18 protein-coding genes and 3 pseudogenes are annotated in these 20775 nt (G+C 60.6%); 12 read left to right on the forward strand and 9 right to left on the reverse strand.

The genetic code is table 11. From position 1 onward, the window contains the following. Window positions 1-113: 113 nt before the first annotated feature. A complete protein-coding gene (locus VLL26_RS08715) occupies window positions 114-446 on the reverse strand; it encodes a hypothetical protein (protein ID WP_342318705.1) in 333 nt (110 codons plus the stop codon). A 52-nt stretch (window positions 447-498) separates the two neighbouring features. On the opposite strand from VLL26_RS08715, the gene VLL26_RS08720 reads away from it, so the two are divergent. Beyond that, a complete protein-coding gene (locus VLL26_RS08720) occupies window positions 499-783 on the forward strand; it encodes a transposase (protein WP_342318170.1) in 285 nt (94 codons plus the stop codon). Between the two features lie 11 nt (window positions 784-794). After that, window positions 795-1637 (forward strand): annotated as a pseudogene (locus VLL26_RS08725) (IS3 family transposase); the annotation flags it as partial. 11 nt (window positions 1638-1648) lie between these two features. Here the strand turns inward: VLL26_RS08725 and VLL26_RS08730 are convergent. Further along, window positions 1649-2422 (reverse strand): hypothetical protein, encoded by a 774-nt coding sequence (locus tag VLL26_RS08730; protein WP_342318706.1) that lies wholly within the window; start codon window positions 2420-2422, stop codon window positions 1649-1651. Window positions 2423-2575: 153 nt separating this feature from the next. After that, window positions 2576-3645 (reverse strand): annotated as a pseudogene (locus VLL26_RS08735) (transposase-like zinc-binding domain-containing protein). A 649-nt stretch (window positions 3646-4294) separates the two neighbouring features. On the opposite strand from VLL26_RS08735, the gene VLL26_RS08740 reads away from it, so the two are divergent. Then, on the forward strand, window positions 4295-4795 hold the full coding sequence (locus VLL26_RS08740) for a hypothetical protein (protein ID WP_342318707.1): 501 nt from the start codon (window positions 4295-4297) through the stop codon (window positions 4793-4795). A gap of 162 nt (window positions 4796-4957) precedes the next feature. Here VLL26_RS08740 and VLL26_RS08745 read toward each other — a convergent pair whose 3' ends face one another. From VLL26_RS08745 to VLL26_RS08765, 5 genes and pseudogenes are all read right to left on the reverse strand, one after another. Further along, window positions 4958-5878 carry a hypothetical protein gene (locus VLL26_RS08745; protein ID WP_342318708.1) on the reverse strand — a complete coding sequence of 307 codons (921 nt, stop codon included), beginning with the start codon at window positions 5876-5878 and terminating at the stop codon, window positions 4958-4960. Window positions 5879-5940: 62 nt separating this feature from the next. After that, window positions 5941-7053 (reverse strand): MFS transporter, encoded by a 1113-nt coding sequence (locus VLL26_RS08750; protein WP_342318709.1) that lies wholly within the window; start codon window positions 7051-7053, stop codon window positions 5941-5943. A gap of 52 nt (window positions 7054-7105) precedes the next feature. Then, a pseudogene (locus VLL26_RS08755) lies at window positions 7106-7354 on the reverse strand (acyl-CoA dehydrogenase family protein); the annotation flags it as partial. A 380-nt stretch (window positions 7355-7734) separates the two neighbouring features. After that, on the reverse strand, window positions 7735-9177 hold the full coding sequence (locus VLL26_RS08760) for a DUF5129 domain-containing protein (RefSeq protein ID WP_342318710.1): 1443 nt from the start codon (window positions 9175-9177) through the stop codon (window positions 7735-7737). Between the two features lie 18 nt (window positions 9178-9195). Next, a complete protein-coding gene (locus VLL26_RS08765; RefSeq protein ID WP_342318711.1) occupies window positions 9196-9909 on the reverse strand; it encodes a hypothetical protein in 714 nt (237 codons plus the stop codon). Between the two features lie 121 nt (window positions 9910-10030). Here VLL26_RS08765 and VLL26_RS08770 point away from each other — a divergent pair, with 121 nt between their 5' ends. Next, the gene (locus VLL26_RS08770; protein ID WP_342318712.1) at window positions 10031-11116 is read left to right on the forward strand and encodes an ABC transporter ATP-binding protein; all 1086 of its coding nucleotides are present in this window, start codon (window positions 10031-10033) and stop codon (window positions 11114-11116) included. 502 nt (window positions 11117-11618) lie between these two features. Here VLL26_RS08770 and VLL26_RS08775 read toward each other — a convergent pair. Next, entirely contained in the window at window positions 11619-12845 is a 1227-nt protein-coding gene (locus VLL26_RS08775; protein WP_342318713.1) for a dicarboxylate/amino acid:cation symporter, read from the reverse strand. Between the two features lie 154 nt (window positions 12846-12999). Between VLL26_RS08775 and VLL26_RS08780 the strand changes: the two genes are divergently transcribed. From VLL26_RS08780 to VLL26_RS08815, 8 genes are all read left to right on the forward strand, one after another. Further along, on the forward strand, window positions 13000-13443 hold the full coding sequence (locus tag VLL26_RS08780; RefSeq protein WP_342318714.1) for an SdpI family protein: 444 nt from the start codon (window positions 13000-13002) through the stop codon (window positions 13441-13443). Between the two features lie 250 nt (window positions 13444-13693). Further along, window positions 13694-15235: an anthranilate synthase component 1 gene (locus tag VLL26_RS08785; protein WP_342318715.1), complete on the forward strand. Its 1542-nt coding sequence runs from the start codon at window positions 13694-13696 to the stop codon at window positions 15233-15235. Continuing rightward, window positions 15232-15819, forward strand: coding sequence for a glutamine amidotransferase-related protein (locus VLL26_RS08790; protein WP_342318716.1), 588 nt, complete (start codon window positions 15232-15234; stop codon window positions 15817-15819). The genes VLL26_RS08785 and VLL26_RS08790 overlap by 4 nt, the downstream gene beginning before the upstream one ends. After that, a complete protein-coding gene (trpD, locus tag VLL26_RS08795; protein ID WP_342318717.1) occupies window positions 15820-16845 on the forward strand; it encodes an anthranilate phosphoribosyltransferase in 1026 nt (341 codons plus the stop codon). It abuts the gene before it with no gap. After that, on the forward strand, window positions 16832-18238 hold the full coding sequence (gene trpCF / locus VLL26_RS08800) for a bifunctional indole-3-glycerol-phosphate synthase TrpC/phosphoribosylanthranilate isomerase TrpF (protein ID WP_342320189.1): 1407 nt from the start codon (window positions 16832-16834) through the stop codon (window positions 18236-18238). The genes trpD and trpCF overlap by 14 nt, the downstream gene beginning before the upstream one ends. An 18-nt stretch (window positions 18239-18256) precedes the next feature. Then, entirely contained in the window at window positions 18257-19507 is a 1251-nt protein-coding gene (gene trpB, locus VLL26_RS08805) for a tryptophan synthase subunit beta (protein ID WP_342318718.1), read from the forward strand. Window positions 19508-19511: 4 nt separating this feature from the next. After that, the gene (gene trpA / locus VLL26_RS08810; RefSeq protein WP_342318719.1) at window positions 19512-20348 is read left to right on the forward strand and encodes a tryptophan synthase subunit alpha; all 837 of its coding nucleotides are present in this window, start codon (window positions 19512-19514) and stop codon (window positions 20346-20348) included. 17 nt (window positions 20349-20365) lie between these two features. Next, the gene (locus VLL26_RS08815; protein WP_342318720.1) at window positions 20366-20740 is read left to right on the forward strand and encodes a Rieske (2Fe-2S) protein; all 375 of its coding nucleotides are present in this window, start codon (window positions 20366-20368) and stop codon (window positions 20738-20740) included. Window positions 20741-20775: the final 35 nt, after the last annotated feature.

Genomic DNA, 20775 nt, shown 5'->3' on the forward strand with positions numbered 1-20775 from the left:
GATTTTGTACTGCACTCCGTAGCTTCGGCGTTTCACATTCTCCCTGACGGTCCAAGCACCGCCACGAACACGACCCTCGAAAACGAACAGCCAAATAGCACCCCGCGGCTCGGTCAAAGATTCCACAAGTCAGATATGTGCTGCAGTCGGTGGCTGCTGGCGTAGCGCTGCTTCCGCACATAGGCTGAGTTCTTGCCAGCCCGCGAATTTTTCAGCGCTGCTTCAAGGGTGATGTGTGATTTTTCTTCCGGCCTCGTGAGAAGGAAAACCTGGTATTTTCCCTCGGTCCAACCCAGCGAACGAGATTCTTCGATTATTTCTCCGAGTTTCTTCTCGTCTCTGTCGGCGCTCTGCTTGAGCTTCTGGGCCTCGGCCTCAGTCCAAACGACGTTTTCCAGTCGTTTCTTGATGCGAGGGACTGGACTGGGCTGCGTTTTTCGGGCCACTTGACTTGAGTGTCTTTCAGGATTGCCCCGCTGTGGGGTAGGAAGATGGTCAATGATGAAGAAGTTTAAGAAACACACCCCGGAACAGATTGTGGTCAAGCTCGAGAAAGCTACCAAGCTCAAGGCGGAAGGTAAGACCAACGCCGATGTGGCTCGTCAGCTACAGATCAGTGAGGCAACTCTTGCTCGGTGGTCGAAGACGTACGGGCAGATGGACCGAACTCAAGCCAGGGAGCTTAAAGCGCTGCGTGATGAAAACGCCAAGCTCAAGAAGTTGTTGGGCGAAGCCGAGTTGGAGAAGGCTGCGCTCAAGGAGTTGGCTGAGGGAAACTTCTAAACCCCACGAGGCGCTATGACGCTGTCGGTCACCTCATCGAGGCGATGGGTCTATCCCAGCGTCGGGCGTGCCTGATTGTGGGGGTTTCTCGAAGCTCATTTCAACGGTCCCAGCAGTTAGCTAAGAATCCGGCGACGACTGATAAATATGCCGACCTGCGGCTCTGGCTTAACGCCTGGTCGGCTAGCTTTCCCCGGTGGGGCTATCGGAGGGCCTGGGTTAAAGCCCGTGACGAAGGCTTTGACGTCGGCCGTGATGCTGTTCGCCGCTTATGGCGCCAAGAAGGACTAAGGGTAATGCCACGAAAGAAGGCAAAACCGAAGAATCTCAACGATCCGACCCCGCGAGTCGAGCCAGCGACATGCCCGGATGATGTGTGGGCTCTGGATTTCCAGTTTGACTCCGACTACTACGGACACGCCTTCAAGGTCTGCAACGTTATTGATGAGTTCACCCGTGAACATATTGGGTTTATCGTTGACTGCCGCATCGATGCCTCAACGGTCACTGAATTGCTCGATGTCATCACCCTGACCCGTGGTAGGCGGCCTCGGGTGCTGCGGATGGATAACGGGCCTGAATTCATCAGTGCCGCGTTGGAAAAGTGGGCGAAGGAAGAAGACACGATTCGGTCGTTCATTCCGCCTGGACAGCCGTGGCATAACGGGTTTGTGGAATCCCTTCACAATCGGATGCGCGATGAACTTTTCGAACAGGAATGCTTCCTCGACGTTGCCCACGCGCGTCACTGTGTGGGCCTATGGTCGGACCGGTACAATACGTACCATCCTCACTCGGCGCTAGGATTCATCGCCCCAGAGGAATACAAGAAACAATGGTTACAAGCCGCTTAAGTCACCTGGCCCTAAAAACCAGACCACTCCAGGACTTCCGGTTGAATCGCCCGGTCAGCGTAGAAGGCAACGTACTGAACATCCTGGAAATAGCGGCCTGCCTGACACACATAGGCAGGGATCGACTGGTAAAGCGGCCATGCTTTCTGGGCTGGAACGATGACCGTGTCCATTGTCGTACACGGTCGGCGCGTCGCTACTGCTTGGGTTCGGTCCACAGATCGCATCCACTTTGCGGCGTCGGGGCTAATATACTCAGCTAGCCGGAAGACCGCGTCCATCTCGAACTTGATGGCAACATTAAGAAGCGAATCATGGTGGGCTACTCGGTTGCGGAATTTCCTAATCTGTTCGACGATCCCGGCGACATCCGCGCGGCGTCCAGGACTATGTGGAAAGGCTTTGTGGAGACATTGCCTCCACAACTCCTCGTATTTTGAACCGAGCCACCCGGACCAGAATCCAAACGAGAGATTTGCGACGATTTGATCTCGTGTCTCTTGGTTCCGAGCACGAAGTCTCTCTCGTACCTTCTCGATCGCCGCACCTTGAGTGGTGCTGCAGGGCGGCAGAAGGACCCAAGGGATCCCGGATTGGGTTTCATTGATATAACTCGACATGTGAGTGTCGATGGCTTGCCGCAACAACACCTCCAGGTGGGAGATTTGCTCCAGCACCGCCCCTGCCATTTCCGCATTCCACTGGTAGAGATCTAACGCCCTATCCACATCACCATCGGCCGCGTCCAGAAATGGCCTCATCCTAGGCTGCGGGAAATCATTCATCACCTTGTGAGCGAGCGATTCAGCTTTACAAACCACGCCTTCAAGGTTAGATTATTTGTGAACGCCCCGTGCTCGCCTCTGCGAAAGTACTGCGACCGGGGCTTTTATGGTCTACACGACAAAATGGGGTTAAGGGTCGGCGTGTCGTGGGGGTTAGATGTGGCCTTTTTGGATGCCGATTGAGTGGGTCGGTGGTGTCGACAGCGTTGTCGGAGAGGGCTGGTCGTCCGGTTTCGCAGTCGGTGTGGTTCTCGTTGTGGGTCAGGGTTGAAACTTTGGCGAGTTGGTCCTGGCCCCAGTTGGACTGTCTGACAATTCGAACTGGATCGTCAGGCAGTTCTGTTTTTAGGTAGAGCAACCAATCCAGCATCCAGCGCTGGTGTTCGTTGGTTCACTCTCGGTGGGCGTAGGCGAGCTCTTTCATGCGAGCGTTGATTCCACCTTCGAGGCTGTTCGTGGTGGATTTCACGCGGCCGGGGTCGATGCTTAGTGCGTGGGTCGGTGGTCCAGGTTTTCTCGTTCATGAAGGTTTTGTAGACGGTGCAGAATCCGTGCAGGTGCACGGCCCAGGCGACGGCGTCGCGGGTGTGGATCTTCGTGAGGTTTAACGCGAGTAGGCAGATTGCTCGTCCGGCGTCCGTGCGGGGACGTGAGGTGGAGTAGCGGCGTACGACGCGTTGAGCGTGGACGAAGCAGCGTTGGACTGTGGTGGTGGGCCAGCAGTTCTTGATTGCGCTGGCGGCTCCTTGGCCGCCGTCGATGACGCCGATCAGCGGGGCGGTGATGCGGTCGCATTAGTCGGTGTAGGCGGCTGTGGTTTCGTGTTTGCACCAATGCCAGGCGATGACGTTGTCGATGGTGGCTGCAGCGAGCAGGCAGCCGCCAGCGGTGTAGGTGCCGTCGATAAACACCTGGTCGTAGACACGGCCGGCGTGAGCGAGTGTGGGGTCGGGAACGACGATCAACCAAAACGGTTGGAATCGGCGCTGCAGGATCCGAGAACTGACGCCGACTCGGCTGACCACCGGCGCTCAAGCTAGCGCCGATGGTCAGGTGGTCGATGAACGCGGTGAATGCTGCTGTGTTGGCGATGTCGGAGCACCGCTTTGTTGAGAAGGCCCCGCATCCTGGGCACCGCCACCGGGTGCGTTTCGCAGAGGTGGTGCCATTTTTTTGATCATCGTTTTGCCGCAGATGTTGCAGTGTGGGCGTTTTTTGAGCATTGGTCAATGCCAGCACCTACCTTTAGCACACAGGCGTGAAGAAGCGCGGGTTTGAAGACTCTCGCTGATCAATGTTCAAAGAACTTCGCGCTCTCATAGAACTGCTCCCCATCAGTAGATATCTGATTTCTCAGTCCAATTAATGGGGAGCAGTTCATTAGGTGAGGGGCCTTTTCTCGGCAATGCTTCCCAAGAAGCATAAAGCCCCAGCCGTTTGTGCGTGATCTTCAGGCGTATGAGGCCGGGCTGGGGTGTATCACAACTGCTCTAGTTCGTTGCGCAGACTACATTGCGGCTTCGCCACGTTCCGCACCTCCGGATGTTTAGGCAGTGAAGCTTTGTCTGCTGTGGAGTTGACCGTTATGCAGTCTCGACGTTGTGCGACTCAACCCCTTCGACTCAGGCTCAGGCACCTTGCGTTCGGACGTGCCGTCGGCCGTTTAGTACGCAGCTTAAATCCAAGCTCCACCCATTTTTTTGGCCCAGAATTTCTCCACCTCAAGCGAAAGCTAAGCACCCCCGCAGCGACAACATCCGAAGAAAATGCGCGATTTTCTTGCCTTATGTTTCACGTGAAACATAAGGGGTGCTTCAAGGCCTGATTCGGGCCGTCCGTTGTTGTCAGCTCGCACACCTCGAAGGACTTCCCATGACATTTTTCCGCACGTCCATCGCTGTTGTTGGGGCTTTGTCGGTTTCCGTGCTCTCAGCTTGTGGCTCGAGTCAGGAAGATTCTAGTCCGGAAACGCAGACCGTTACTGAAACTTCCCAGAGTTCTTCCACGCCGGAGCAGGGTGCTCGCATTGCGCCCGATGCGCAAGCTGTACCTATCACGGCTGGCACTGCCGGTGTTGGTGAGACAGTCGCCGTCAACGGTGGGACCGCAGAGGTCTGTGTCTACGGCGATGGTTTCGGGCTGAACACGATCGCGGCGGGGCCGAACACCTCGTGCGAGTTCGCGGAAGCCGCGCTTGATGCGTTGACGGAGGGTCTCAACGCAACTTCGGATAATGTGCGTAACTTGCTGCCTTCGGCGGTTCGTGTCCACAGCCCGGTTACCGGCGAGGATTATGATCTTGAGTGTGTGGTGGATCGGGAGCAGATCGTCTCTTGCTGGGGCGCCAACGACGCCTCGGTGTTCATGTACTGATTTGGGGTGCTGGCTAGGCGGGCACCTGTAACCCGAGGCAGCGCCGGCACGGCACACATGTATCTGCGCCGCAGTGCTTTTTCTTAGCGCGTGCGGGTGCTGCGCTAAGAAATGTAGCCCTGCGTCAGGCTTGGATCGCAGGGCTACACATGTGGCGGGTGTTTACCTCAGCAGGATGGAGCTGAGGTTGATACCCAGTTGTCCCACCGCAGCGAGCAGCGAAAGCAGAATCGGGATCGCGGCGATGAGAATTATGATCGCCGGGTTGAGTACTGCACCTGAGCTCAGTGGGGCTTGAGTGTCTTGGGCAGGCGGGGTGCCGGTTTTGACTCCGGTCGGGGTGTCGCTTTCGGTGGCTGCGCGGTGCAGATACCGCGACACTTTTTCGCCGTTGGCGCTACCTGGGGTGACGAGGGTGTTGCCGGTGACAGCCGCGAAGCCGGAGCGGGAGCGGTTTTCTACGGCGCCGAAACCCCACACGGTGTGGCGCGGGTGGATCATGTGAATTAGGTCAGTGTTGTAGGCGGTCGCACGTCCTTGGTTGGCAATGAGGTTAGGCAGTTGCCGTTTGCCCCAGTTCTGCACAACTGTTGAGTCTAGGTTGCGTGTGCCCACCGCAAGCGACTCCATGAGGAGGCTGCGGCCGTTGCGCGTGGCGGTGGTGCTTTGGCTGCCGTCGGGACGCTTGTGCGCCATGTACGCGGTGACCTCGGAGGCGCGCTGAATGGCGATCCAGTTCAGGTCCTGGTCGACGCTGATGTTGAGGTATTGCTCCTTGGTGGTGATGCCTTCTTTGCGGGCGGCGTCGCGAAGCGTGCCTTCGTAATTGTCCTCTTTAAAGCCGCGGAACTGCGGGTTTTCGTCCCACATGTAGCTGCGCAGTTCTTTGAGGGCACGGGCGCCCTCGGTCGTCCCGGCCGAGGGGTTGAAGCTAAAGGCACCGGCGACGAAGCGGTCCTCACCGACGTTAAGTTCCACTCCCGTGGTCGGATCCGGGGCGGCACCGGCAACGTTGCTGAAACTGGTCAGGATCACAGCGGAAGCAGTGAGAGGCGCGAGAATGTAACGAGACAGGGTATTCAACGAATCCTCCTTAGGAAAACAATAAACACTACATCCCTTATCCTAGCTTTTTCCCAGGGTTTTCACCGGCGCAGTTCGGTTATGTTAAGCGCCGCCGCCGCACACAACACGACCGCGGCGGCGCCGAAGGCGAGAAGGGGAGAGGCCGTGTAGAGCGGCAAGATCACTATGGGAGTCAGGGCGCTGCCGAAGAAGCGGAAGGACTGAATAGTCGACAACATCTGGCCCCCACCCGGAGTGGATAACACCAGCATGTTGACACCCACTTGCACGCCTTGGGCGGCCAGCACCGCCACACCCCACAAAACGGCGATCGCCGCCATCCAGGGGCTCAGCGCAACACCGCACACTCCAACCGCAGCGACGAGCAGGGAAACCACCACCACCGGGCGGAGGCCGAAACGATCCGCCAAAGCGCCGACGGGGCGGGCCAAAAGGAAAGCGCTCAGCCCACCGAACATGACGATGAAACCTCGGGTCAGCGGTGGGGCGTCGAAAAGCGTGCCGACGTGCAAGGCGACAAGGAAAGAAAGGCCGATCACACCCACACCGATCGACAACAGTGTCAAACAGCCGCGCAGCGCCCGCCACGACAACACCCGAGGGCCACGGGCGCTACCCGGCGGCGGCACATACGGCAGGCCCACGCCCACGATCAGCACCGCGAACACCAAAAGGAGCACGTACATCCACCGCCACGAACCCACAGACACCGTCGCCCCCGCCACCAACGGGGCAGAAAACATGCCAAAGGACTGCATCGCCGCATACGTGCCCAGCGCCTTGCCCAGTTGGTTATCTGGGGTGATGTGGCGCAGCACCAGTTGCAGCAGCGGCGCGGTAAACGCATTAGATAGCGCCGCGAGGACGTAAGCCACCAGGAACACCCACCACACCGGGGAAAACACCAACGCCACCGACGCCACCGCGATCACCGCGTAGGCCACCCTCACCACGTGGGAGGGCGAACGCTGCCTCACCAAATAGGTGGAAAACAGCATCATAATAGCGAAGGGCAGCAGGTAGGCCGTCATCGTCAGCGACGCCAAATGCAGGGAGATCCCAAAGTCAGCGGCGAACTCCGGGAGCACCACGGCGAGCGACTGGCCGGCGAAGGGCCCGAGGAAGCCGCCGATCATGATGCACAGGTAGCGCAGGCGGTTGATCATTGGCATGAGCGCAATCCTAGGGCAGGCACGGCGTTGCTCACCGCGCAGTCAGTCCTTCTCAGGCAAACGCCCCACGACCCGTCATCTTCTGCCCCAGAATCAAAGTGTGCATTTCATCGGTGCCCTCAAAGGTGCGCACAGACTCCAGGTTCGCCGCGTGGCGAATGGGGGAGTAGTCGTGGGTGACGCCGTTGCCGCCGAAGATGGTGCGCGCTTGACGCGCGATGTCGATGGCCACGCGCGTGTTCTGCAGCTTCGCCACGGAAATCTGTCCGCCTCGACGAAGGCGCGAATCTCGTCGCGCCCCGCTTTTTTGCTCTCGCTGAGCAGGGAATCGACGTTGCTCAGGTCAGATGCGTGGATGGTTTAGCTCCTTGTCGGTTCGGTTGCGGCTTTTCGGGCGTTAAGGATCCGCTTGGTTATGGTCTCGATTCCGCGGCTGCTCCCGAAGCGAAATGACGTCGCTGCCTTTGTTGTGAGCGGCCCGCGCCCTTTTCAAGCAGCGCAAGGAAGCCACCACTTCACCCGCATACCCCAGGGGGTTGGTGCGCCTGCCTGGTTGTCGGCCAGAGGTTTTTCCTTCGGGTTCGCGGCGTGTGTGGTCGTGCGCGGAGTCCACGGGTGTTGCGCGCTAGCCCCGTGGGCGAGGCGGCGGGTGGAAGAATCGGTGTTGCCTTCCGCGACACCTTAGTACCCGCTGGAGCCGCCGGCGCCGGAGAAGCCGGAGCTAAACGACGTGTTCGAGCTGGAGGTGGCCTGAACTTGGGCGGCCTGCTCGGCTTGCACGTTGGAGGTGTGCCAGTTGCTGAGAACAACGTAGGGCACGTAGTTGGGGTAGTAGTAGCCGCTATCCCAAATGCGGGGGCGCTCTAGCGCGTTGTGTTCCTTCACGTCGCTGAACTCGCGCTGTTTAACTGCCTGCATGAGTACGCCGTAATCGTCGAGAAGGCGCACGTAGTCGGCCACGAACCCCGGCGCGCCGGGGTTTCGGTCCATTTCTTCCACCTGGGTTTCAAGGCCGATCAGGCGGTTGCGCAGTGTCTCGTCGTGCACGTCGACCACCGCTGTCTTGATGTCTTTGCGCAGGCTGCTTAGTTCGAAACGGCGGGCATCTTCGTCGCCGTTTTCTACGGCGAAAATGCGGTTGATGTTGTCTTCGGCGTTGCTGACTTGGGTGGTGGTGAGGTAGGCGCGGTCGAGCATTGCGCGGTTGTTGTAGAGCTGTTTGTCGTCGTTTGGGTCGACGCTTCCCACCCCTGCGGCGCCGGAGACGCTGTCGTGCAGTTTCAAGAAGCGCTCGCGTACTTCGGCCCAGTCGTGGCGCATTTGTTGGTCGACGAAGGCTGAGCTCAAAGAGTTAGCGCGGATGTCGATGCTGTCGAGGCGCTGCCCGAGTTCTGCGTATTCGCGGGTGATCAGGGCGTGCTGTTCGCGTGCTTTGTCGATCGCTTTGCGGCGTTTGGTGCGCATGCTTAGGGCGATGAATCCTCCGGCCAAGGAAACGATGCCGGAGACACTTCCGATGCCTGCGCTGGCGCTTGTGCGGTTGCTTTTCGCGGAGGATATAGCGTGGTCCTGCACCTTCTCGGGGCTTGCGGCGGTGCGCAGCCCGGCAATGAACCCGGCGGGGATGTTGTTGTCGCGCATGCCGGGTTTCATCGCTTCGTTGATCTCGTCGACGCGTTCGCGCAGCTTGATTTGCTTGTCGACGTCCTCCCCGCCGTACACGCCCACGTTGCGCTTGTCGGTTGCAACGCTGAGGATGAGGACGCCGTCGGCGAATTTTTCTGGGCCGATCGCTTCCGGGTGGTGTGCGCGCACGTATTCCTCGACGGTGTCGTTGAGGTTGTCGCGGGAATCGCCAAAGACGAGGAAGTGGACGGTTGTGACTGTGTCGGAGAAGGTGAGCTGGGAGGCGTCTCGCTCCAGGCGGGCGGCATCTTCGGGGCTGAGTTGGTTGTGGGGGTCGCTGATTTGCAGGCGCGGGGCCTGCGTTGCCGCAGAAACCGCGACTTCTTCGGCGGCGGGTACCTCGAAGTTGGCGGCTACCGCACCGCCGACGCCGAGGGCGATGAGCGTTGCAGCGCCGATAACCGCTGCGAACTCTTTGATCTCTTTGCCGTAAGCCATGGGCAGATAGTAGGCGCGTTAAAATGGCTCGGCAATGGCGCGCGCGATGATTACTGTCTCGGGCCCGAATTGTTCGGTGAGGCGATTTTCCACCTGCGGCAGGCAGTCCGGGGTGAGAAACCAGCCTGACCACGCGTCTTTGCCGGGGGAGAAGACGCGGTCGCCGCGGCCGATAATGTTCAAGGTGGCGTCGCGGATCCACAAAGGGCCGATGAGGTCGGGGTTGTCGAGGGCGTCGGCAAGCGCGATCTCTGGCTCGTAGGCGACGACGTGGCTGGCTGCAAGCAGTTGGTTAAATAGCTGCTGCATGCGTTCTTCGGCTCCGTCGGCACCCAGGTAGACCACGGTGACTAGCGAAAGCTCGCTGTCGTGGGGGATCGGGTCGCGCAACACGAGCCCGGTTAGGCCGTTGATCTGGGAGGGGAAGCGGGCGGTGGTGAAGGACTCGTCGAGGAAGAAGTTGTCAAGTATCGTGTCGCGGTCCGCGCCGTCCATGTCGACGAGCGCATTGGCCTCGAAGAGCTGCATGGCTTCGGGGGCTGCGAGGTTGTCATAGGCGGCTTCGGTGCGCAAGTTCCACAGGGTGTAGGGGTCGTCGACGGGTTGGGGGTGCGGCGAGATCGCGTGGATCAGTGCTGGGCTGGCTTCAACGCGGTTGAGGTAGGTTTCGTAGGCCTCCTCGAGGTCTTTGGGGTGGGCCAGAAACAAGGTGGTGACGATCTCCGCGCTCATGGCAGCCAGCATAGTTTTGCCATGTTTCACGTGAAACATCTCAGGGGGAAGGCAATTAGACTGAGGCGAAACCTGCACAACGGATCGTTCGGCACGTACCTGCCGATGGAGGAACAACAACATGGCATCAGTGACTTTTGACCAAGCCACACGGGTCTACCCCGGGGCGGATACACCGAGTGTTGACAAGCTATCGCTCGAGCTTGCCGACGGCGAGTTCCTCGTCCTCGTCGGCCCCTCCGGCTCCGGTAAATCCACCGCGCTGCGCATGCTCGCCGGACTTGAGGAAACCAACGAGGGCCGCATCCTGATCGGTGAGCGCGACGTGACCACCCTCGAACCTAAAGAACGCGACATCGCCATGGTGTTTCAAAACTACGCGCTCTACCCCCACATGTCCGTGCGCGAAAACATGGGCTTTGCCCTCAAACTCGCTGGAATGGACAAAGCGGAGATCAACAAACGTGTCGAAGACGCCGCCCGCACCCTCGACCTCACCGCCTATCTCGACCGCAAACCGAAGGCGCTGTCCGGCGGACAACGCCAGCGCGTGGCCATGGGCCGCGCCATCGTGCGCGAACCTCAGGTCTTTCTCATGGACGAACCTTTGAGCAACCTTGACGCCAAACTGCGCGTGCAGACCCGCACCCAGATCGCCGCGTTGCAACGCCGCATGGGCGTGACCACCCTTTATGTCACACACGACCAAACCGAAGCCTTAACCATGGGCGATCGCATCGCCGTGTTGGACCACGGCGTACTCCAGCAGGTAGGCACCCCAAGCGAGCTATACAACCACCCCGACAACGTCTTTGTCGCCGGCTTCATCGGCTCACCCGCCATGAACCTCGCCCGCTTCACCGTCGCAGATGGCTTCGCCCGCCTCGGCTCAGCCGCGGTGCCGGTGCCGCTGGAAAACGGCGACGTCATTCTCGGCTTCCGCCCCGAAGCGCTGCGCATCGTGCAGGGTGGCGCCGGGATCCCGGTGGAAGTGGAGTTCGTCGAAGAACTCGGCTCCGACTCCTACCTCTACGGCAACCTCGCCGGAGGCGGCTGGGTACCCGAAGGGCACGGCACTGAATCGACGGGCCACATCGTCGTGCGCACCGGCCCGCGCGCCGGTGTCGAAGCAGGAGAGATCATCAACGTTGAGGTGGTCGAAGGCGGCCTTCACATGTTCGACGTGGAGAGCGGAAAACGCCTGTAGAGGAGCGTTTTCTCCCGCGTTTTCACCCGCGTTTTCACCATAGTCCCAGCTTGGCGCCACACCCGGGAAGAAATTGTTGTTTCAAACCCACAATTTGCTTCACAAACGGTGTTACAGTACGGTAACAATTCCGCTGATAGCTTTGCTTCATGTACGGCACGCGGTTTAATTGACCACACTTCAACAACTAGAAAGGCCAGGAGGAAAGTCACATGCTTACAAAGATCTTCCGATCGGCATTCACTGAACGCCGAGCAAGAACACTATCCATCCCCTACATGGGAGTCGCGACCGTCGCGACCTTCGGCACCATCACCTCTGAGGCGAAGGAAAAGGAATCGGGTTCCCGCCACTGCAAGTTCATCATTCAGGACTAAAAAAGACCCGAGGCGTCAAAGCCCCGCCCAGGATATGTCCTGGGCGGGGCTTTCGCAATGAAGGCAACCACGCCGCAGCCTCACACTCCCACCCGTCGGGGCGCAGCGCAGATACCTAGCTGCGTTTAGCTCGAGGTGGCGTCGATTAGCGGACGCTCATCTTCTTCCGCCTTGTAGCCTTCGATGTTCCCGCCGGCGAAACGGTTGACTATCAGGGCGATAGCGCCGTCACCAGTGACATTGGCAGCCGTGCCGAAGGAATCAACGACGATATAAGCGGCGATCATGAGCGAGACCATGGACTCGTCAAAGCCGAGGTTAGCCTGAAGCAATCCGACCGCCGCCATAATGGCGCCTCCGGGCACACCGGGCGCCGCGATCATCATGACGCCGAGCAGCAAAATGAAGCCCAAAATTTGGCCCGTCCCGATCGGCAAAGAAGCCATGTAGACGATCGCCATGGCGTAGAGGGTAATTTTCATCATCGAACCGGAAAGGTGAATCGTCGCGCACAGCGGCACGACGAAACCGGCGACGTTTTCGTCCACCTTGTTCTTTAAGGTAGAAGCGTGGGTGACCGGGATCGTTGCCGCAGACGAGGAGGTACCCAAGGCGGTGAAGTAAGCGGGCATCATGTTCTTCAATGCTGTGAAGGGGTTGCGCCCGGCAACTGCGCCTGCGATGAGGTACTGCAAGACGATGATGACCACGGTCATGGCGACGGACAAAAGCAGCACGGTGCCAAAGGCGGCCAGGGTGGAACCGAAGTTTTCGTTCATTCCCAAGCTGAGGAAGGTGCCGAAGATAAATACCGGCAGCAGCGGAATGATGAACACCTTGACCACCTTCATCACCACGGACTCCAATTCGGTGGAGACTTTATACATGGTGTCGGATTTCACCGCGGTCATCCCCAGGCCAACCACAAAGGCAAGCAGCAGCGCGGACATGACCTCAAAAGGTGCCGGCATGGTGACCGTGAAGAAGGGGGCGAGGCCGCCTTCTTCCGGGTCAGCGATGTTGGTGTTTAACACCTGGTTGCCGAGCAGGGTGGGGTAGAAGGCGGCGGACACCGCCCAGGCGATCAGGCCGGAGATGATGGTGGAGCCGTAGGCGATACCTGCGGTAAGCCCCAGCCACCGGCCGGCACCGCGACCCAAACCGGCGATAGCGGGGGTGATGAGAGCGAAGATGAGGACGGGGACGAAAAACCCGAGGAAATTAGAGAACAGGCCGTTGAAGGTGACGAACACCCTGGCCAACGGGGCTGGGAAGAACAAGCTGCAGACGATGCCGAGGATGATCGCAATAAGGATCCACACCAGCAGCGAGTTCAGGACTTTGGATTTCATAAGGCAGCCTTCTGACTCGACCCGCTATCCGGGTCACTTCTTACAAGGACAGTGTATGGTGACACACTTTTTAAGATATACGGTGCGCCTGCCTGCCGAAACGATAACCCTGCACCTTTTTGTGGCGGTCTTGCCGGGGGTTATGCTAGGGCCCATGAGTGTTGCCAACATTGTCCTTGCCTCCGTCTTTTTTGTTGTCGCTGTGGCGTTGATCGTCCTGGGCGCCATGGCGACGATGGGCAAGCTCCCCGGCAACCCCGTTATTGGGCTTCGCGTGCCTGAGGTGCGCAAGGACAAGGCGACGTGGGACCAGGCGCACCGCGCCTTGGGGCCCCTGTGGATTTTCGCTGGCGTCTCGGCTGCCTTCGCTGGCGCTTTCTCGCTCATCGCGCAGGGTTGGTTGTGGTTCATCCCGCTTGCATTCCTTGGGGCGTCGGTCGCGGCTTATTCAATCGCTGGCAATTTCGGCGCGAGGGCGGCTTTGCTTGTCGACGCCGCCCGCAACCCCGACCACGCCACCAACGACGCGCCGAGTAGTCCTGCCCCCGCAGTCAATCTTGAAGCGCTGCGCAAAGCGGCGGGCCAGGCCGATCAATAGCTCAATGTTTCACGTGAAACATCGAGCTATTGATTGCAAGTTGCGCAACCGCGTACCTCACGCTATTGTTCCGAATGTGACTTTGACTACTGTTTTCCCGGCCACTGCCGTCGCGCAGTGGTGGTGGCGCGCATAGCCGGCGTGCCACTGAGCTAGTCATTTCAATCGGCCCGTCGGCTTGGATAACCCAAGCACCACGGGCCTTTGTTGTTTCCAGGGCCCATGGTGCACAAGATTTAAGGATGTACACATGAGCGACCTGCACCCCACAACGGCGCGAATAGAGGTGGCGTACCACGCGGACGCCTCCAGCCTGTTCGAGCACTTGGGCGGCACGCGCGCAACTGACGCGGTGCTCTTGGAATCCGCAGACATCACCACCCGCAGCGGGCTGATGTCCGTGGCAGTGCTCACCGCCTCCCTTCGGGTCACGTGCAACGGGCAGCGGGTGGAGGTTGAGGTGTTGACCGGCTCGGGCGCAGTCGTCGCCGCGCACCTGCGCGACAGGCTCGCTGACTACGCGGTAGGGGACAACGCCTACGTGTTCCCCACTTCCGCGGCCGCTGAGGAGCGCGAACGCCTCAAAGCCGTGTCCTCCGCGGAGGTGCTGCGCGCGCTGAGCACCTCCGCGGGCTACGAGGAGGAGGGCTTTCCCTTCCTCGCCGGCGGCCTGGCCTTCGATTACCTGGCCACATTCGAGCATTTGCCTCCGGTGGCGGAAGGGCCCAACACCTACCCGGATTACCAGTTCATCCTCGCCGAAACCATGCTGCGCATCGACCACCGGGAGCAGACCGCGCACCTGGCCGGGATCACTTTCGACGGCACGAAGCCCGATTTGGCGCAGCTTGCCCGCACCATCGAGACAGCCGAGCCCAAGCCCGCAACGCCTACGGAGGTCGGCACACTCCGCGTCACCACGGATGTCTCAGACGAAAGTTTCCGCGCAGACGTGATCAAGCTCAAAGACAATATCGACAATGGCGATATTTTCCAGGTCGTTCCGGCGCGAGCTTTCAGCGCCGCATGCCCGGACGCTTTCGCCGCTTATCGACGCCTCCGCGACACCAACCCCTCTCCCTACATGTTCTACGTGCGCGGCCTCGACCGAGCCGGCGAGCCCTTCGAGCTTTTCGGCGCCTCACCCGAATCCAGTTTGAAGTTCACCGCCAGCAACCGGGAGGTGCAGCTGTACCCGATCGCCGGCACCCGCCCCCGCGGCCTCAACCCCGACGGCAGCGTCAACCACGAACTCGACACACGCATGGAGCTTCAGCTTCGCACCAACGCCAAGGAGGTCGCCGAACACACCATGCTTGTTGATTTGGCGCGAAACGACTTGGCGCGCGTCGCCGCACCGGGCACCCGCCGGGTTGCCGAGCTGTTGCAAGTAGATCGCTACTCCCGGGTCATGCACTTAGTCTCCCGCGTCACCGCCACGCTTGCCGAGGACTTAGATGCCCTCGATGCCTACCGCGCCTGCATGAACATGGGCACGCTCACAGGCGCACCGAAACTACGCGCCACGGAACTTCTGCGCGAAATGGAAGGCACCCGCCGCGGCTCCTACGGCGGCGCCGTCGGCTACATCTCCGGTAACGGCGACATGGATACCTGTATTGTCATCCGCTCTGCGTATGTCTCCGGGGCAGTGGCCACCGTGCAGGCGGGTGCCGGGGTGGTGCGCGACTCAGACCCCCAAGCCGAAGCCGACGAAACCCTGCACAAGGCCTACGCCGTGCTCAACGCACTGGCCCAATCCACGAACTCAACCCTGGAGGTGACAACGTGATCGCTTTGCTCGACAACCACGACTCCTTCGTCTACAACCTCGTCGATGCGCTCAGCGGCTACGACACCATCGTTTTCCGCAACACCGTCAACGCCGATGACATCCTCGCGCGCAACCCGGACCTCATCGTTTTATCCCCCGGGCCCGGCTACCCAGTCAACGCTGGGTGCATGATGGAACTGATCGCCAAAGCGCAGGGCCGCGTCCCGCTTTTGGGTATCTGCCTGGGCTTTCAAGCCCTTGTTGAGCACCACGGGGGGCGTGTCGTGCCGTGCGGGCCGGTGCATGGGACGTCGATAAGCATGCAGCTAAACGAGGCCGGCCGTAACTTCCCCGTCTTTGCTGGGATGGGGGAAAACGTGCCGGTGGCGCGCTACCACTCGCTCGGCACCGTGTCCGTCCCCGAAGGCATGCACGCGCTGGCCCACACAGACACAGCCATCGGCACGGTGGTCATGGCCGCGAGCAGCAACGACGGCATGTCGCTCGGGCTGCAATTCCACCCCGAATCCATCCTCACCCCCGCAGGCCCGATCATGTTGGAGCGCTGCGTTACATTTCTGGCTCAGAAAGGCGTGTACTAAATGGCAAGTGACAACGCGATCGAAGTGCTCAAGCGCTTCATGGACAACCCGACACCCACACTCGAGGAAGCAATCGAGGCGTTTACCCCGCTGACGGTGGGGGATTACGACGACGTCCACATCGCCGCTCTCTTAGCAACAGTGCGCACCCGCGGCGAGACTTTCGCTGACATCGCCGGCGCTGCACGAGCTTTCTTGCGCGCGGGCCGACCTTTCCCCATTACCGGCACAGGCATCATGGATACCGCCGGAACCGGCGGAGACGGGGCGAACACCATCAACATCACCACCGCCGCTTCGCTGACTGCCGCCGCCGGCGGGGTGAAGATGATCAAGTGCGGCAACCGCTCCGTATCTTCCAAGTCCGGCTCGGCCGACGTGCTGGAGGCGCTAAACATTCCGCTCGACCTCGACCCGGAGCGCGCGGTGCGCCAATTCGAGTCCTCCAACTTCACCTTCCTTTTCGCGCCAGCCTACAACCCGGCCATCGCCCACGTGCAGCCCGTGCGAAAGGCTTTGGGTGTCTCCACAATCTTCAACACCTTGGGCCCACTTCTAAGCCCCGGGCGGCCGGAGTTTCAAATCATGGGCATCGCCAACCCGAAGCTGGGACAGATCATTGCTGAGACTATGCGTGAGCTGGGCCGTGGGCGCGCGATGGTGGTCCACGGCGCTGGCACGGACGAGATCGCCCTGCATGGGGAAACTGACGTGTGGGAGCTGCGAGATGGCGACATTACCCGCTACACCATTGATCCGGCGCAGCTGGGGCTGCCTCCTTGTTCGCTGGAGGACCTCGCTGGCGGGGACGGGGCAGAAAACGCGCGGTTGATGCGCGCAACCTTCGCGGGCCAGGGCCCAGAGGCGCACCGCAATGCCATCGCCGCGAACGCAGGTGCGATGTTTTATCTCCGCGGTGAGTTCTCCACAATAGCCGAGGGTGTCACTCACGCGCTTGAGCTTCTCCGCTCCGGGGCGGTTGAGGACTGGCTGCGCATGCATGAGGAGGCCGATTACAGTGACTAAATTGCCAACAGTGTTGGAGGGTATTGTCCAGGGGCGTATTCGTCACCTTGACGAAATTAAAGAGCGCATCAGCCACATCGACCCGGCCCACCTGCCGCGCTCCCAACGCTCCCTCTACGACATGCTTGCCCGCCCGGGCGCCCAATTCATCATGGAGTGCAAATCCTCCTCACCCTCACTCGGCACGATCCGAAAGCATTATGAACCGGGGGAGATTGCCAGCATCTACTCCCGCTACGCCGCAGGCATCTCCGTCTTGTGCGAACCGGAGCATTTCGGCGGGGACTACGACCACCTCGCCACCGTCGCCTCGATCACCCATCTCCCGGTGTTATGCAAAGACTTCATCATCGACGAGGCCCAGATTCACGCCGCACGTTACTTCGGCGCCGACGCGATTTTGCTCATGCTGAGCGTGCTTGACGACGCCACCTATACCAAGCTCTCCACCGCAGCCGCCCGCCTCGGCATGGACGTGCTCACCGAGGTCATCGACGAAACAGAAGCACAGCGCGCCGCCCGCCTCGGCGCCAAAATCTTCGGAATCAACCACCGCAACCTCCACGACCTCACCATCGACTTGGATCGCTCGCAACGCCTCGCACCGCTGGCTCCGGAGGGCTCGCTGGTCATCGCGGAATCCGGTATCCGCGACGTAGACACGGTGCGTCGCCTCGGCGTCCATTCCGACGGCTACCTCGTGGGATCCCACCTGACCAGCCAGCCGGACATCGACCGCGCCGCCCGCGAGTTGGTGTACGGGGCAAACAAGGTGTGCGGGCTGACCTCCTGGAGCGCCGCCCAAGCCGCCCGCGCCGCCGGCGCGGTGTACGGAGGGCTCATCTTCGAGCAATCCTCGCCGCGAAATGTTTCACGTGAAACGGCCACGGACATCATCTCCCACGAACCGCACCTCTCCTACGTCGCCGTTTCCCGCCGCACCACAGGCTACGCCGAATTGCTCCAAGACGGCATCCACGCCGTCCAAGTCCACGCCCCATACCAAGGCTCGATCGAAGCCGAAAAACAACTACTCACCTCCATCAGGGCGGAGGTGGGACCCACCATCGAGGTTTGGCGGGCCGTCACCATGACGAAGGCCCACGGCCCAGACGTCGCCGCCGCGCTCGTGGACAGCGCAGACAAACTCGTGCTCGACGCCCACACCGGCGGCTCCGGCGAAACCTTCGACTGGTCCACCATTCCCGCCGAAGTCAAAGCCGCAACGCTTCTGGCCGGAGGGGTGGGGCCTGACAACGTCGAAAAGGCCCTCGCAATCGGCTGCAGTGGCGTGGACCTGAACTCCGGCGTGGAATACCCCACCCACAAAGGCCGAAAAGACGCCGGCGCCCTGCGCCGAGTCTTCCACACAATAAGAAACTTTCATTACTAGCGCTTAAGGACGACATCAATGACTGACAACACCCACGGCGGACGCACCCTCCTGCCGGCCTACTATGGACAATTCGGCGGACAATACGTCCCCGAATCACTGCTTCCGGCGCTAGACCAACTAGAAAAGGCCTTCGTGGAAGCGTGGAACGACGAGGAGTTCATGGCGCAGTACCGCCGCCTGCTTCGCGACTACCTCGGCCGACCCACACCCTTGACCGAGTGTCGCAACTTGCCGCTGGGAGATTCAAAGGCGCGAATCTTTCTCAAGCGCGAGGACTTAGTCCACGGCGGCGCCCACAAAACAAACCAAGTAATCGGCCAGGCTCTATTAGCCAAGAAAATGGGCAAAAAACGCATCATCGCCGAGACTGGCGCAGGCCAACACGGCACCGCCACCGCGCTGGCCTGCGCGCTTCTCGACCTCGAATGCGTCATCTACATGGGTGTCGAGGACATGGCGCGCCAAGAACCGAACGTATTTCGCATGCGCCTCATGGGAGCCCAGGTCGTCGGTGTCGACACCGGATCCGGCACACTCAAAGACGCAGTCAATGAGGCGCTGCGCGATTGGACCGCAACCTTCCACGACTCGCACTACCTACTGGGCACCGCGGCCGGCCCCCACCCATTTCCCCGCATAGTCAAAGACTTCCACCGCGTCATCTCGGAGGAAGCCAAAGCGCAAATGCTTGAGCACACAGGCGCACTTCCCACCGTCGTCGTCGCCTGCGTCGGCGGCGGATCGAACGCGATCGGCATGTTCGCCGACTTCATCGACGAAAAGGACGTCACATTAGTCGGCGCCGAACCTGGCGGGGAAGGAGTCGGCGTGGGCAAGCACGGCGCCGCCATCGCCGCCGGCACCGTGGGTATTCTCCACGGCACCCGCTCCTACCTGATGCGCGACAACGACGGCCAAGTGGTGGACTCCTACTCCATCTCCGCCGGCCTGGATTACCCGGCGGTCGGCCCGGAGCACGCACACCTCGCCGCGACAGGCCGCGCCGACTACGTAGCGATCACTGACGAGGAAGCAATCCGGGCCTTCCAATTGCTCAGCAAATACGAAGGCATCATCCCAGCGCTCGAATCCTCACACGCGCTGGCCTACGCCCTACAACGCGCCGCGGAAGCCACCGAGGAAGAAACCATCCTTGTTGCTTTATCCGGCCGCGGCGACAAAGACATCGCCCACGTGCGCGCCACCTTAGATAAACACCCGGACTGGGTGATTGAAAAACCCTCCGCCGCGACTAAGGAGAACTAAAACAATGTCTCGCTACGAAAAAACTTTTGCCGCGCTGCAGAACAAGGCAGAAGGCGCCTTCGTGCCCTTCATCATGCTGGGCGATCCCACCCCCGAAGACGCCCTCGACATCATCCGTACGGTGGTCGACGCAGGGGCCGACGCCTTAGAGCTCGGAGTCCCTTTCTCCGACCCGGTCGCTGATGGGCCCGCCATCCAAAAAGCGCACGTGCGCGCCCTCGACGGCGGCGCAACCGTACACAAAGCACTCGACCAGGTCCGCACGATACGCAGCGAGTACCCGGATCTGCCGATCGGCATGCTCATTTACGCCAACGTCGCCTTCGTGCGTGGCATTGACCGCTTTTACCGCGAGTTCAAAGAGGCGGGCGCAGACAGCGTGCTGCTTCCCGACGTCCCCGTGCGCGAGGGCGCTGCCTTTAACGAAGCAGCCGCCGCTGCTGGCATCGACCCAATCTACATTGCCCCGGCGAAAGCCTCCCCGGAAGTTCTCGCTGGCGTGGCCGCGCAGTCGCGGGGCTACATTTACGCCATCTCCCGCGACGGTGTCACCGGCACCGAACGCGAATCCTCCGTAGAAGGCCTGGCGGAGGTCGTCGACAACGCGAAGCGCTACGGCGGGGCGCCGGTGCTGCTCGGATTCGGGATCTCCGCACCGCAGCACGTTGCCGCGGCGATCGCGGCGGGCGCGGCCGGGGCCATCACCGGCTCAGCCATCACGCAAATCATCGACGGTTACGTGGACTACTCACACCCCAACCCGGGCCGAGTCACTGATATGGAGGCGTTAAAGAAGGAGCTGTCAAAGTTCGTCTCTGAAATGAAGGCAGCCACCCGCTAAAGGGCTAGACTCTTGGCATGACCTGCTCTCGCCGTCTTTTCTTACTTGGTTCCGCCACCACCTTCGCCGGCGCTTTCCTCGCCGCCTGCGGTTATCCCGCTCCGGAGGAGGTGGCGGCAACTGAGGTTCCCATCGGCTCGGCGGTGATCCTTGACAAGGTAATTATCGCCCAACCGGAAGCAGGCACGTACGTGGCGTACTCATCGACCTGCCCACACGAGTTCAAGAAAATCACTCAGGTCAAAGGTGACACGGTGCGCTGCACCGCGCATGGTTCCCTGTTTAACATCGTCGACGGCTCCGTGATCTCCGGTCCAGCGGTGCGCGGATTGCGTGAGCTCGACCTCGAAGAGCACAGCGGCAAGCTCATCGCCACCGACACCGGGGACTAAACACCTAATGCTGCGTGGCCCGGTTCGTAGACTGA

This window comes from Corynebacterium sp. BD556 (assembly GCF_038452275.1).
Classification (GTDB): domain Bacteria; phylum Actinomycetota; class Actinomycetes; order Mycobacteriales; family Mycobacteriaceae; genus Corynebacterium; species Corynebacterium mayonis.